Source organism: Dichelobacter nodosus (assembly GCF_001263335.1).
In the GTDB taxonomy this organism is placed as follows: Bacteria; Pseudomonadota; Gammaproteobacteria; order Cardiobacteriales; family Cardiobacteriaceae; genus Dichelobacter; species Dichelobacter nodosus.
Genome location: NZ_LGVW01000013.1, coordinates 20,531 through 35,294, shown reverse-complemented (window position 1 = coordinate 35,294; position 14,764 = coordinate 20,531). Strand labels below are relative to the sequence as shown.

14 protein-coding genes are annotated in these 14,764 nt (G+C 43.1%); 12 read left to right on the top strand and 2 right to left on the bottom strand.

What is annotated here, in order from left to right; all coding sequences use genetic code 11:
- Positions 1-9 precede the first annotated feature (9 nt).
- Together rnt and AKG33_RS03070 are read left to right on the top strand one after the other, a co-directional pair.
- Positions 10-630, top strand: a complete 621-nt coding sequence (rnt, locus tag AKG33_RS03075) for a ribonuclease T (RefSeq protein ID WP_012030651.1) — start codon at positions 10-12, stop codon at positions 628-630.
- Complete coding sequence (locus tag AKG33_RS03070) at positions 627-1,205, top strand: DUF2167 domain-containing protein (RefSeq protein WP_012030652.1); 579 nt, start codon at positions 627-629, stop codon at positions 1,203-1,205. Before rnt ends, AKG33_RS03070 begins: the two co-directional genes overlap by 4 nt.
- Before the next feature lie 253 nt (positions 1,206-1,458).
- On the opposite strand, the gene nagA is transcribed toward AKG33_RS03070, so the two are convergent.
- Positions 1,459-2,601 (bottom strand): N-acetylglucosamine-6-phosphate deacetylase, encoded by a 1,143-nt coding sequence (gene nagA / locus AKG33_RS03065; protein WP_041729417.1) that lies wholly within the window; start codon positions 2,599-2,601, stop codon positions 1,459-1,461.
- A gap of 416 nt (positions 2,602-3,017) precedes the next feature.
- On the opposite strand from nagA, the gene AKG33_RS03060 reads away from it, so the two are divergent.
- From AKG33_RS03060 to tgt, 10 genes are all read left to right on the top strand, one after another.
- Positions 3,018-3,311 (top strand): YfcZ/YiiS family protein, encoded by a 294-nt coding sequence (locus AKG33_RS03060; protein ID WP_041729782.1) that lies wholly within the window; start codon positions 3,018-3,020, stop codon positions 3,309-3,311.
- A gap of 258 nt (positions 3,312-3,569) precedes the next feature.
- On the top strand, positions 3,570-4,916 hold the full coding sequence (locus tag AKG33_RS03055; protein WP_161802458.1) for an N-acetylmuramoyl-L-alanine amidase: 1,347 nt from the start codon (positions 3,570-3,572) through the stop codon (positions 4,914-4,916).
- Positions 4,917-5,152: 236 nt separating this feature from the next.
- On the top strand, positions 5,153-6,556 hold the full coding sequence (locus AKG33_RS03050; RefSeq protein ID WP_050707920.1) for an OmpA family protein: 1,404 nt from the start codon (positions 5,153-5,155) through the stop codon (positions 6,554-6,556).
- Between the two features lie 272 nt (positions 6,557-6,828).
- A complete protein-coding gene (locus tag AKG33_RS03045; protein ID WP_050707919.1) occupies positions 6,829-8,346 on the top strand; it encodes a L,D-transpeptidase family protein in 1,518 nt (505 codons plus the stop codon).
- 23 nt (positions 8,347-8,369) lie between these two features.
- Positions 8,370-8,900, top strand: a complete 531-nt coding sequence (gene fabA, locus AKG33_RS03040; RefSeq protein WP_012030658.1) for a 3-hydroxyacyl-[acyl-carrier-protein] dehydratase FabA — start codon at positions 8,370-8,372, stop codon at positions 8,898-8,900.
- 77 nt (positions 8,901-8,977) lie between these two features.
- Entirely contained in the window at positions 8,978-10,192 is a 1,215-nt protein-coding gene (gene fabB / locus AKG33_RS03035) for a beta-ketoacyl-ACP synthase I (protein WP_012030659.1), read from the top strand.
- A gap of 4 nt (positions 10,193-10,196) precedes the next feature.
- On the top strand, positions 10,197-10,778 hold the full coding sequence (locus AKG33_RS03030; RefSeq protein ID WP_012030660.1) for a hypothetical protein: 582 nt from the start codon (positions 10,197-10,199) through the stop codon (positions 10,776-10,778).
- Between the two features lie 12 nt (positions 10,779-10,790).
- Positions 10,791-11,450 (top strand): epoxyqueuosine reductase QueH, encoded by a 660-nt coding sequence (locus AKG33_RS03025; RefSeq protein ID WP_050707918.1) that lies wholly within the window; start codon positions 10,791-10,793, stop codon positions 11,448-11,450.
- A 176-nt stretch (positions 11,451-11,626) separates the two neighbouring features.
- Positions 11,627-12,586, top strand: a complete 960-nt coding sequence (locus tag AKG33_RS03020) for a peptidoglycan-binding domain-containing protein (RefSeq protein WP_012030662.1) — start codon at positions 11,627-11,629, stop codon at positions 12,584-12,586.
- A gap of 143 nt (positions 12,587-12,729) precedes the next feature.
- Positions 12,730-13,839 carry a tRNA guanosine(34) transglycosylase Tgt gene (gene tgt, locus AKG33_RS03015; RefSeq protein WP_012030663.1) on the top strand — a complete coding sequence of 370 codons (1,110 nt, stop codon included), beginning with the start codon at positions 12,730-12,732 and terminating at the stop codon, positions 13,837-13,839.
- Between the two features lie 91 nt (positions 13,840-13,930).
- On the opposite strand, the gene AKG33_RS03010 is transcribed toward tgt, so the two are convergent.
- A complete protein-coding gene (locus tag AKG33_RS03010; protein ID WP_012030664.1) occupies positions 13,931-14,539 on the bottom strand; it encodes an OmpA family protein in 609 nt (202 codons plus the stop codon).
- Positions 14,540-14,764 lie beyond the last annotated feature (225 nt).

Below are 14,764 nucleotides of genomic sequence, written 5' to 3'. Positions count from 1 at the left end.
GGATAGTTTGTGAATCATTTAATCAGTAAACGTTTTCGGGGATTTTTGCCGGTGGTGGTTGACGTGGAAACGGGCGGCTTTGATCACGAAAAAGATGCTTTATTGGAAGTTGCCGCGGTGCTCGTTAACTTTAATGAGGCGGGCAATTTGGCGCCGGTTGAAACTTTTCATTATCACGTCAAACCGTTTGAAGGTGCGCATTTAAATCCGGATTCGTTAAAAATTAACGGCATTGATCCTTTTCACCCGTTGCGTCCGGCTTTAGATGAAGTAACGGTTGCCAAACAATTATTCGGCGCGATTCGGGAATATCAAAAAGCGCAATCTTGCACGCGATCCATTTTAGTAGGACACAATGCGCATTTTGATTTGGGATTTATTAATGCGTTAGCCGCGCGCTGCAATTATCAACATAATCCTTTTCACCCTTTTTCTTCTTTGGATACAGTTTCGCTCGGGGCGCTGGCATATGGTCAAACCGTGCTCGCGCGCATTGCCAAAGCTGCTGGTTTTGAATACGACAGCGAACGCGCGCACGGCGCCAAATATGACACGGAACTTACCGCGCAGATTTTTTGTCACATCATCAACACTTGGTCAGAAAAAATAGGAATACCAGAACAATCATGACAATGGCTACTTTACGCATGCCCGAATCGTGGGTGTTATTAAAAAATGAACAGCGCGCCCGTTTTTTGCGCGAAATAGAAATTGAAGATGAACCGGCTTTATTGGCTGTTGCGCAATCAAAAGAACACGATCACGCATTTGCGTTGTTGCGTCATCAAAAAAGCGGTTACGTTGTTCGTCCGGAAGAAACGCCGATTCACCCGCAATTAATTCGTAAACAAACCGAAGCCGATTTAGCAATTTTAAATAGTGAAAGCGCTTTATCTGAAGCGGAACGCGTTCGCTGGCAAAAATTTTATTTAGAGCCCGTTTATCAAGCGCAAACGCGCACTGTTGAATATGGCATCACTTTATTATTCGGCAATGAAGCGGCAGTTAATTTATATCGTATGCTTTTGGTGCGCGACGGCGCATTGGTTTTAACTTTGGTTGGAAAACCCAGCGATCATTTATCGTTAGCAGATTGGGCAATTGAGCCCAAAGATGAAATGCGTTATGAACGTTTTGATCCGGCGCACGATAAAAAATCGGAAGGCACGTTAGATAATCTGATTTTGATGAATCGTTTTATTTAAAAATGTGAACAAAAAGCCAGCCGCGCGCTGGCTTTTTTGTGGCGTCATCATGAAAACAATTCTCGCGCCCAAATAATTTTTAAGCGTGATCGCGTGCGTGATTAAACGGAAAAATATGTTTTTTTGATTTGTCGCAAATTGTGACTTAAATCATTTTGCGGCGCCGCAATGATATTTTTTATAAAAACACTCATCACAATGCAAAGTTTCGCTCTTTATTTTATTATTCCTTTTTATAAACAAACGATTATCATCACATCGAACCGCAAAGTTGCGGTAACGCGGTGACCGTTTGCAATTGTTCATCTAAATAAATAATTTCCGAAATCGGACGCGGATAAATGCGCGCCAAATCGGGTCGTCCCAAATAATAAGCTGGCGTACTCACTGCCATTTGTAAAACGCTTTGGCAGTCAATCGGCATATATTTCATGGCATTTTGCACACACTGCAACATCGTTACCTGCGCGCCGGCTAATGCGCCGTCTTCATTGATCAATCGATCCGCTTGCACAAAAACTTTAATGCCCATTAAATCAAATGATTGCATATTTTTTGCACCGAGCGGCGACATGGCATCGGTAACAAGCATGAGTTTTTCCGCGCCCAAATTGCGGTATGCCATCGCTAAAGCGTACGGGTGGCTATGAATTCCGTCAGCGATGATGCCACAATGCAATCCCAATTCTGCCGCGCTGCCAATCGCGCCCACATCGCGTCCGCTAAACGCCCGCATGGCGTTATAAAGATGCGTAATTCCCGTTAATCCTTCACACCACGCCGCTAATATTTCTTGATGCGTTGCCATACTATGCGCCAATTGAATTTGCGGAATGGCGGGTTTAATTTGGGCAATCGTGCCCGCGCGCACCTGTTCCGGCGCCAACGATAAAATACTGTGTTGCAAATAATCGGCGTGTTTTTGATAACAGGCAAAATCCCGCGCATCGGGCTGTCGGATAAAACGCGCTTGATGCGTCCCTTTTTTAGCGGGGTGAATAAAAGGACCTTCAAAATGTCCGCCCAATAAACCGTTTAAACCATTTTTGACGCCATCGGCAATAGCTGCAATCGCGCGATGATATTTTTGCTGATTATCCGTGATAAAAGTCGGCAACATTGCCACGGTACCAAATTGATAATGCGCTTGAATGACGGTTTCTAATCCGTCGGCGCTGAAATCGTCATTAACCAAAACTTCGCCGCCGCCGTTAGCTTGTGTATCGATAAAACCGCCGCTTAAAATACCGCCGTTTAAATGCACCACGGGCGCGTTTTCGGGAATTTCGGTTTCTGGTAAAATGCGTTGCGTGTGATTTTTATCAACGCTTAAAGCTAAATTGCGAACTAATTGCCCGCGATCAAAAATGCGGGCGCCGACGTAATAAGTGCTCATAAATCGCTCTGTGATTTCCAAAAATCGTTATCGTAACGATTCGGCGCGGAAAAGCCCTAATGACTAAATCATCATGCCTGCCGTTTTATGCGGCGTTTTTATGCACAAAAATCGCGGTTTTTGATATTAAGATGAATAAAATGAGCTTAAAAAATAGTTAAAAAAGTGAGCTTTAACGGGCGCAAAGAAAACGGTATTTTGTGGAATTGTTGAACGGTAATAAATAAATGCATAAAAATCAATCGTGATTGTTCATTTAAAAATCGCGGCAGTATTTTTAAATAATATCCAATGAGATTGTTCCATAAAGCGTCTCATGCTTTATTATGAAGGCGATGATTGGCGCTTTTGAAAGTGCGCTGATTATCGCGCGTTTCCATGCGAAACAATGGATTTTTATAACGATGGAGTATGAAATGAGTGATTCTTTAAAATGTAAAGCAGACGAAGTTCAAGCCTGCTGCTGTGTGGAAATCGGCACGATTATCGACGGCAAAGATTGCACAGTTGATGTAGATTATCATTATGATAACAAAGGATTAGCCCAAAAAGCTTTGGATTATTTTACTGAAAAAGCCAGAGCCGCAGAAAGTGAACCGTGTCGCATTAAAAGCGAAATTATCGAATCCGCACACGGCGCGCAATTAAAAGCACAATTTACTTTTTCTTGCCAAGCTGAAGCGATGATTTTTCAATTATCAACACGGTAAACTTATTTTATCGTTTTTTAAGCAGTCAATAGGATATTGGCTGCTTTTTTTAAAGTTTTTAGTACAATATAACGGCTTGAAAGTTTTGCAATCATCAAATAATGCGTTCTCATTCTGTCTAACTGCATTTGCGGATATTCCTTAAGAACAATGCAGCGCGGTGGAATATCTGTGATATGCTTTTGCGGTATTAATGAATCGGTTGGGATGAATATGTGGTCTAAAATCTGGGTGTTCGTTTTGCTGTTTATAAGCGGTATGATTTCTGCCGCTGAAATTACGGATATCCGTTTTAACCGTATGAATTATAAAGTGCAATTGGTTTTGGATCTCGATCAACCTACGGCATTTCAACAATTTAGTTTATCGAATCCGCCGCGGATTGTGTTAGATTTTCCTAAAAGCTTCCGCCGCAGTAAAGCGGGATTGCAAATTAATCAAGGCGCGGTGATTAGCGTGCGCAGCGGTTATCGTCATAATGATATGTTGAGAGTTGTTATTGATTTAAATAACGTTGCAAAAGCCAATATTTATCCATTAAGACCTGAAAGCGGGCGCGGGCATCGTTTGGTGGTAGATGTTTATGATGATGCGGCAAATCCAGCGCTAACGTTAAGTTCTTTGACGCCGCAAGAACAGTCGCCATTTGTGGTTTTTGAAGGTACTTCACTGGAAGATAAATTTCCCGTTGATTTTAATAATGCACCGCCGCGCCGTCCGCCGAATCCCAATCTTCCCGTACAACCGACTTATCCCGTACCCGTTAAAAAATTCCCGAAAAAACCGTTATTTTCGGTTCAACCGCAAAGCAATGTTACCGTTGAACGTGAAATTACTGCCCACGGTACCGTTGCTAAAAAAACAACTATTCACAAAGGAACGATTCCCCACCGGCGCGATATTTTAATTTGCATTGATCCTGGTCACGGCGGCAAAGATCCAGGGGCAGTGAATCGCGCGTTGGGCGCGCGAGAAAAAGATGTAGTGCTCGCTATTGCGCGTCGTTTGCGCCATATTTTAAATTCGAAAACGGGTTATCGCGTGATGATGACGCGTGATCGGGATATTTTTATTTCTTTGCCCGAACGTACTCAACTTTGCCGACGCGCTGGCGGTGATTTATTTGTTTCTATTCATGCAGATGCGGTTGAAAGCAATGAACCCAGCGGTTCATCGGTTTATATTCTTTCTACGCACGGCGCCAGTTCCCAATTAGCAAAATATTTAGCAAATCGAGAAAACGCGGTCGATCTCAAATGGGGTGTAGATGTGAGTAAATATGATAATGACGTGCAGCAAGCATTATTAAATATCCAGCAAGAGGCGACGCTAGAATCCAGCTATATTTTGGCGCAGGAAACGCTTGACGCTTTAAAACGGGTCGGCAATGTGCATAAAGTTAACGTGGAACGCGCGAATTTCGTGGTTTTGCGGTCGCCGGAAATTCCTTCAATGTTGATTGAAACGGCTTTTATTTCAAATAATAGCGAGGCGCGTTTGTTAATGTCGCCTGCTTATCAAGAAAAAGTGGCGCAGGGCATTGCTGATGGTATCGAAAATTATTTTCGCCAACATTTACCGCAACATATGCTTTTAGAACAATAAAAAAATTGCCGTTTTTAAAGAGGATTTAAGAATCGTGGTGCAGAAATTTTTTATCGGGATTAATGCGTAAAAATTATTTACAATACAAAATATTAGATTAAAATTTATGCGTTGCGGGCGTGTAAGATTGCGGTTGTAGAAACGATCAATTTGGCATAATATTGTGTTAGATAAAAGATAATATTTATTTCTTATCAATAAAATCAATCAGTTATCACATAAACAAGGAACTATTCATGGATACCATTGAACATCTAAAACAAACCCTAGGTCCCGTTTTATTAAACGGCATGTCAAAAGAAAAAAATTATGATGCCGCTTTGGTGGATATTTTTGGTTTAAGTGCCGTGTATTTTGCCGATAAAGATATTTTTACGGCAGTAAAAGATTTTCTGGCGCAACCGGAATTTGATGCTGCACATATTTTGGAAAAAATGATTCCAGAAAGTAAACAACGTGATGCTTTGCTTGCTAAATTAGCCAATGTGCACCAATTAGAAGCTGCTGATGCGCATGATTTTTTTGCAAAAACCATTCATTTAATCGTTGAACAAATGACGATTTTGGCAGGCGATAAAGCGGTTCCAGAATTTTTAGCAGAACAAGCGCAATCTTTGGTGGGCGCTATTCCTGCGTGGTCACATGAATTTTTACCGGCTAACATTTTGTCTTTATTCAATATTACGCCGGTGGTGAAAAAACCGGTTGAAACTGTTGTGCCATCTCCAGCGGCAACACCATCAGAACCGCAACAAACTGAAAACGAAGAAGAAAGCAAACCTTTCCCAGTGATTGCATTTTTAATTGTTGCTGCTTTGGCGTGGATTGGTTTGAAATCTTGCAATAATAAAACCACTGAAGCGCCGAAAAATGAAGAAGCGGTTGCTACCGTTTCCGCGGCTCAATTGGCGTTGAGTTCAACAGAAGAACATGCTTTAGATCGTTGCTGGGCTTTAGTTGGCGATGAAGCACTTAAAGAACGCGTTCATCAAGCATTAACAGCGGTTTTCCAAGATCGAGCGGCAAATTGCGCTATTGAAATCCGAAATACCGTTGCCAATCAAATGACTGCCGCAGAACAAATTGAACCGATTTTAACCATGGTGCGCGATACAGCCGGCGCTGCCGCTTATATTGAAGAAAAAGCGGTTCATGTTATGCATGCCGATCAAGCCGTTGCTGATAAATTAATCGCTGATTTAAAAGCCGCCGCACCGGATTTTACCGTTGATTATCGTGCTGATATTCCTGCTTTCGCTCCTGCTGAAGAAGCTGCTACAACAGAAATGCAAGCCGTGGAAGTGCCGGCGGAAGAAGCAGCTATTCCTGATGAAAATCAAGCCGCAGTAATCGTGGAAAACGATAAATTGGTGTTTTATTTTGCTCAAGAACAAGCAGAATTAGCGGAAAATGCCTCAGAAATTGCCGCGGAATTACTGCAACAAGTTCAAGGTAAAAAATTAGTGATTACGGGAGACACGGCAGATGCAGAATTAGCGCAAAAACGCGCTAAAGCCGTGAAAACCTTTTTAATTGAAAAGGGCATTTCTCCAGCACAAATAGAAATCGTTACAACGCCTGAAAAAGCCGCAACAGATGGAAAAGGTCGTCTTGTTGAAGTTGCTTTTGTGGCAGCATAACGAAATTTGAAGCCAGAAAAAACGCCCAATTTTGGGCGTTTTTTTATGGTTTTTGCCCACGATTTTTTGTTGTTTTATTTTAATAAATGATAGTCGGCATATAATTCAATAATAAAAATTGATTAATAGCGCAATGGTAAAATGCGTGTTTCTTGATACACAATTACGTAAAAATGTTTCTTTTTTGCAACAATTACACGATTTTATCTGGTCTCGATTTGGAAATAATTGTATTATGTAGCGGTTTTACCGATAACAAACGGGAAAGTCTGATGAACCGAATCTTCAATCGTTGCATTATTACAACAATTTTACTGATCATTTGCGACTTTAAAATGGCAAATGCGCAACAAGTTCCCGATGAACTTTTTGACGATGTTATTCCTGCTTTGGAAGATAGTGTGCCGCCGGAAAATAATGAAGAGCAATTATGGCAATCGTCTTTCCCGTCGCCGGAACCAGAACGGCATACGCTTTCGCTGGGATTGGAAACGCGTCCTGTTAACAGTCAGCAAATGGCATTGATGGAGATGATGTCGGCAAAAGCGGATGGTGTTTTTATTAATGGGCAATTCGTTCTTTTAAAAAATCCTCAACGCGTGATGGATTTTTATCAAGCCGCGCAATATACAACGATTTGGACGTTTGAAAATCAGTTATTAAATGAAGTTGAACCGTTGCAACAAGCATTAATAGAGAGCGAACAAGACGGTTTAAATCCGCACCGATATCATCTTGATATTATTCGCGTATTGCGTCCACAAGCGTATTATCACGATATTATTTCTTTGGAAGTTTTGATGACGGACGCTTATTTGGCGCTTGCCGGAGATTTAGCCAATGGCATTGTCGATCCAAAAACGATCGATAAGGAATGGAATGCGGAACCCGTTTCTGATGAACAACTCATGGAATGGTTAGCCGCAGGCATTCGTAATCACGATATTTTCACGCCGTTGCATCAAATTAATGCTGATAATCATCGCTATCAAACGTTAAAAGAACGCTATAACGCGTTGCGGGCGCAAGGCACAAAAGCAACGGACGGATTAATTATTAACATGGAACGTTTGCGCTGGATGCCGCAAGATTGGGGCGAGCAGTATGTGATCACCAATATTCCCGCGTTTAACGTTGAAATGTATCGCGATGAACGAAAAATTTATGAAACTCGCGCCGTTGTGGGCAGAGCCGATCGGGCAACGCCGCGTTTTATCAATAAAATTCAACATGTTGTAATTAATCCGACGTGGACGGTGCCGCCGACAATTATGCGTCAGGATAAATTGCCGAAATTAAAAAATAATCCGGCGGCGTTTGATGCCAGTTATGAAGCCGTTTCCGCTTCCGGTAAAATTGCCAAACCCAGCAGCGTTTCTTGGAGTGAAGGTAATGGTTATTCATTACGGCAAAAATCCGGTCAATACAATGCATTAGGACGCGTTAAATTTTTATTTCCCAATAAACACGCTATTTATATGCACGACACGCCAACGCGTCATCTTTTTAAACAAAATAACCGCGCGCGCAGTTCGGGGTGTATTCGTTTGCAAAAACCGTTGGAATTAGCCGAAATTTTATTAGCGGATAACGGCTGGAATGCGCAAAAAATTCAAGCCAGTATCGCCAAAGAAAAGCAACAGTGGGTTAATCCCGTTAAAGAAACGCCCGTATATTTGGTATATTGGACAACTTATGTGGACGCCAATAACACCATTAAAACCACTCCTGATGTTTATGGTCTGGATAAGAAATTAATTCGTGCTTATAAGAAGTCCATAGTTCAATAACATTTTGATAAAGATGACATTTTATGACAATACATACTGATAAACACAGCTATTCTTACGATGAATTGATCCAGTGCGCGCAAGGCAATTTATTCGGTGCCGGCAATGCGCAGTTACCGTTGCCTAATATGCTTATGATTGACCGCATCATTGAAATCAATCAAACCGGCGGACAATACGGCAAAGGCGAAATCATCGCGGAATTAGATATACGTCCTGATTTATGGTTTTTCGATTGCCATTTTAGAAATGATCCCGTGATGCCTGGGTGTTTGGGATTAGATGCGATGTGGCAATTAATCGGGTTCTTTTTGGGGTGGTCAGGCGGTTTAGGACGCGGTCGGGCTTTGGGTTGTGATGAAGTGAAATTTAGCGGGCAAGTCTTGCCAGAAAATAAAAAAATTGCCTATCATATTCACATGAAACGCATCATTATGCGCAAATTGGTATTTGGCATTGCCGATGCGACGATGTCGGTTGACGGCAAACAAATTTATGAAGGTAAAGGATTAAGAGTCGGATTGTTTACAAGAGAACAATCTATCAACGGTTAAACTGATTATGCGATCAGACCCCGAGAAGTTGTCCTTCTTGGGGTTTTTTTAATCATTTTATTAAGTCGGGAGAACATATGAGAAGAGTTGTCATTACGGGCATGGGCATTGTCTCGAGTCTTGGGAATAACGTAAGAGAAGTATTAACTTCTTTGCAAACCCTCAAATCAGGAATAACTTTTTCCGAAGTTTATCGAGAAATGAAATTACGCTCTCATGTCCACGGAGATATTAAAAATTTAGATGTTAAAGCCTTAATTGACCGTAAAACATTAAGATTTATGGGCAACGCGGCGGCATATTGTTATATCGCGATGAAAGAAGCCATTGAACACGCCAAACTCACCACCGAACACATTTCCAATCCGCGCACGGGATTAGTTGTTGGCAGCGGCGGCGCGGCGTCATCAGTACAAGTTGAAGCGGCGGATATTTTGCGCGAAAGCGGCGTTAGACGCATTGGACCGTACGGCGTTACTAAAACCATGTCTTCCACAACGGCAGCGTGTCTTGCTACCCCTTATGGCATCAAAGGCGTGAGTTATTCAATGAGTTCGGCATGTTCCACCAGCGCGCATTGCATCGGGCACGCCGCAGAACTCATTCAAATGGGCAAACAAGATATTGTTTTTGCCGGCGGCGGCGAAGAAGAACATTGGACAATGAGCATGCTTTTTGACGCAATGGGCGCTTTATCAACCGCTTATAACGATAATCCCACCACGGCATCGCGTCCTTATGATGCTGATCGCGATGGCTTCGTGATTTCCGGCGGCGGCAGTATTTTAGTTTTAGAAGAATATGAACACGCCAAAGCGCGCGGCGCCGAAATTTTAGCGGAATTAACCGGATACGGCGCCACTTCTGATGGTTATGATATGGTTGCTCCATCGGGAGAAGGTGCGGTGCGTTGTATGCAAATGGCGCTCGCCAGCCACCGCGGAACAATTGACTACATCAACGCGCACGGCACTTCTACCGTTGCCGGCGATATGCGCGAACTCGAAGCCATTCGCGAAACGTTTAAAAACGCAGAACTCCCACTCATCAGTTCCACCAAATCATTATCTGGTCACGCGTTAGGCGCTGCCGGCAGCAATGAAGCGATTTATTCATTATTGATGTTATTGCACGGATTTGTTACTGCTTCTGCCAATATTTTCAATTTAGATGAAGTTGCCAGCGGCATGCCGATCGTGCGGGAAAATGTTCAAAAATCGCTCAACGCGGTAATGAGTAATAGTTTTGGTTTTGGCGGAACCAATGCCACATTGATTTTCAGCAGAGTGTAGTATCGTGAAAAATCGCTCTTTATTGATTGTGCTTGGATTGATTACGTTAAACGCGGCAGCGCAAGCTATTGATAGCGCGCCTGCCGTGCGCCCACCGACTTACGATAAACGCGGCAATTTGATTGTCAATGAAGAACAGCGGGCGCAAGATCGTCAAGAAGGCGTGATTGCGCGTGGCGGTTATAATCCGGAAGTTGCCGCAGAAGAAGCGGCGAAACAAGCATGGAAAAATAAAATTAAAGACGCGCCCACTTTAGGCAATAGTTCGCAAAGATCAGATCCTAAAGCGGCATCACAGCGCAATATTTACCGTTGCAAAGACAAAGGAAAAGATGTTTACGCTGATGACGATAACAAACATAAATTCCAATTATGTCAACTCATTCGCCGCGCTCAACCGGCGCCGTCGCCGACCAATACGGCTTACGATACGCGTACAACGGGCGCCAGCTGTAGCGGTGCGATTATTTATAAAGGCAGTACGTATATTTTTAATGATAACGAGCCGTGTCCGATTCCCGATCAGGTTTTTCAATCGCGAAAACCAATCGAAGCCGAACCGACTTATTATCAACCAGAAAAATAAACGGTGCTTTTCATGAATGAATCGTTTGAACGGCAAAAACTGATCGTTCCGCACGGCGCGCGCAAAGTGTTGTTGCATTCATGTTGTGCGCCGTGTTCGGGCGAAATTATGATGGCGTTACGCGCTTCAGAAATTGAGTTTACCGTCTTTTTTTATAATCCCAATATTCACCCGCGCCGCGAATATGAAATCCGGAAAAATGAAAACCAAAAATTAGCACAAAAATATGCCATTCCTTTTGTTGATGGTGATTATGACGTGCAAAATTGGTTGGAACGCGCCCGCGGATTGGAATACGAGCCCGAGCGCGGAAAACGTTGCACGATGTGTTTTGATTTGCGATTAATGCGCGCGGCGTTATATGCGCACGAAAACGGTTTTCCCGTTTTTGCCACTTCTTTGGCAATTTCGCGCTGGAAAAATTTGGCGCAAGTCAACGATTGCGGGCAGCGCGCGGCGGCAGCTTATTCTGATGTGACATATTGGGCATTTAATTGGCGCAAAGGCGGCGGCACGGAGCGCATGATTGCATTTAATAAACGTGAGGGTTTTTATCAACAGGAATATTGCGGTTGTCTTTATTCTTTGCGTGATAGCAATGCTTGGCGTTTGGCTCACGGTCGGGAAAAAATCAAAATCGGCGGTTTGTCTGACGATTCAGAAGAAGCGTAATTATTCATGGCTTTTTTAAATAAAACGCTCTATTCGGGCGTTTTATTTTTTGTTGCGTGAAATGGAAAAATGCGATTTTTATCACGGTTATTTATGGTGAGAACTGTTGGTATTCGTAAGCAGCTGCGGTAAAGTAGCGTTTTTCAAATACCAATCGTTTATTTAGGAGATTCATTATGATGAAGATGCCGCTTTCCTTATTTATTGCCGCTGCATTATCGGCAGGCGTGGTGTATGCGGAAGAAGAAACTACGGCAGCAGCCGAAGAAAACGTTGCAACGCTTCAAGTGCCGCAGGCAAAACCGGGTCAATGTCAGGCGTTGGTGATTGTGCCGGCAAAATTTGAACCGCGCACTGAGCAAGTGGTGATCAAAGAAGCCAGTACAACAAAAGAAATCGTGCCGGCAGAATATGAATGGGTGGAAGAGCAAGTCATGATTAAGCCCGCTGGCGAGGAATTGAAAGTGATTCCCGCAACTTATAAAACGGTTGAAAAAGAAATTGAGATTGAACCGGCTGCCGAAGATTATAAAGTGATTCCGCCGAAATATACGGAAGTTACCGATGAAATCGTTGCTAAACCGGCGCATATGAGCGCGCAAAGTCAAGGCCCGGCGCGGACGTTCCAATCTGTGGGCGAAGCTTTGCGGTTAACCGAAATTCCCGCACAAAGTGAATCTTTAACCAAACAAGTGGTGGAAGAACCCGCGCGCGTTGAAACCAGCGCCATTGAAGCAAAATTCCAAACCATTACTACGCAAGAAATCGATCAAGAAGCGCACGTGGAAAAAATTCCGTTTGAAGCCGAATATAAAACCGTTCGCGTGAAAAAATTAGTGAAAGAAGCGCAAATTATCGATAAAGAAATTCCAGCAGAATATGCGGAAGTGACTGTTTTTGATAAAGTTGCGGAAGCACAAATGCGTTGGGAAGAAGTGCTTTGTTCTAATGAAGTAAATGAAGCAACGATTAAACGCGTACAAAAAGCATTAAATGATGCTGGTTACAAAGCCGGAACAGCCGATGGCGCTTTAGGTCGTGCAACGATGAACGCTTTGGAAAAATACCAACGCGATAATAATCTTGCTACTGGCGGCGTCACTCGAGAAACGTTACGTTCTTTAAAAATCGAGTAATACGCTTTTCATCTCGATAAAAAGGAAGGCAACCCCTTCCTTTTTTTATGCGCGCGACATGAACGGCACGGTTTTGAAAGCGTTTTAAATGTTGATGGCGCGTGCGATAATTTTTATCGAATTTTTAAAGAAAGGATAGTTTTGTGAATTATGAATGCATGACTCAAGATGGCAGAGCGCGCCGTGGCAGAATTATTTTTGATAACGGGCAAATCGTACAAACGCCCGTTTTTATGCCGGTTGGAACGCAAGCAACGGTAAAAGGATTATCGCCAGAAGAATTGGACGCTTTAGGCGCGGAAATTATTCTAGGCAATACTTTTCATTTAATGTTGCGTCCGGGGGCAGAAATTATTCAAGCGCACGGCGGATTACATCAATTCATGCACTGGCAAAAACCGATTTTGACCGATTCCGGCGGTTTTCAAGTGTTTTCATTAGCTAAAATCCGCAAATTGACGGAAGAAGGTGCGCGTTTTCGTTCGCCGATTGACGGGCGAGAGGTTTTTTTAACGCCAGAAAAATCGATCGCGGTTCAACATGCGTTAAATAGTAATATTATCATGCAGTTAGATGAATGTACGCCTTATCCTGCTACTTATGATGAGGCGGCGAATTCAATGCGTATGTCGTTGCGGTGGGCGCGGCGTTCGCAACAAGCGCACGGCGATCATGCCAATCATTTATTTGGTATTGTTCAAGGCGGTATTTATCCTGATTTACGACAAGAATCGGCGCAGGCTTTAGTTGAGCTGGATTTGCCGGGGTATGCTATCGGCGGGCTCGCGGTGGGTGAACCCAAAGATGCGCGTGAAGCAACTTTAGATGCGGTTTTGCCGTTTGTTCCCAAAAATAAACCGCGTTATTTAATGGGCGTTGGAAAACCCGCGGATTTGGTTGAAGGCGTTCGCCGCGGCATTGATATGTTTGATTGCGTGATGCCGTCGCGTAATGCGCGCAATGCTTATTTATTTACGCGTTTTGGTATTTTAAAGCTCCGCAATAGTCGTTATAAAGAAGATCTGCGCCCGATTGATGAAACTTGCAATTGTTACACTTGCCAGCGTTACAGCCGCAGTTATTTGCATCATTTGGATAAATGTAACGAAATCCTCGGCGCGCGTTTAAATACGATTCATAATTTATATTATTACGTGCATTTGATGCATGAAATGCGACGGGCGATTGAAGAACACCGTTTTGATGATTTTGCGCGCGCATTTTATGCCGAGCAAGAATGCGGTAATGATTAACGCCTCAAAACGAAAACCCCGCAACGGCGGGGTTTTTTGGATTAGGCAAAGTTCGTATATTTACGAGTCGGAAACGATCCCGATGGAAAGGTTAGTTAATAACGCGTTGAACAGGGCGTTCAACGATACCATCAACAGCAATATCAACACGGCGGTTTTGAGCTCTACCGGCTTCAGTATCATTGCTGGCAACAGGTTGACGTTCGCCGTTACCGTAAGCTTCAATAATTGAAGCGGGAACGCCGTTTTCAATTAAATAATTACTTACAGCGCGCGCGCGGCGTTCGGATAATTTTTGGTTATAAGCATCGGAACCTTTTGAGTCAGTATTTCCGATAACGGTGATTTTACGCACGTTTGCACCGCGTTGATTTAATTCTTGTGCTAATTGTTGAATGGCGGCTTTACCTTCTGGCTTCAAACTTGATTTGTCAAAGTCAAAATATGTATCGGCGGAAAAAGTTTTCACTTCTGTTTCTAAAACTTGTTCCACTTGTTGTGCTGGCGCTTGTTCAACAACGGGTTGTTCGCCGCAGCCGGTTAAATTACGGTTTGCTTTAACAGTAACGCATTCACCAAATCTATTTTTAACTAAAATTTGAGTATCTTTGTTAGAAGTTAGGTTTTCCATAGTATCTGCAGAAGCGCCCGCCGCAGAGGCGGCAAAAATAGCAACTGCAAGCAGTTTTTTTAAGTTCATTGTGTTCTCCCAATAACGTTTCAACACTCAAAGCCGCACGGCAGTGCCACTCTGATGTGAATAGATGATTAATAATCACCGATTCGGATGCGATGGCACTTTAGATGCCTATCCAGCGACGCATAATAAGCGCTTTGAGGCTAAAAAGCAAAGGAAAAGTGTTAAAAAAGCAACGGTATGATTGGTTTAATGTGGTATAAATGACACAATCCGTCTTCCAACGCT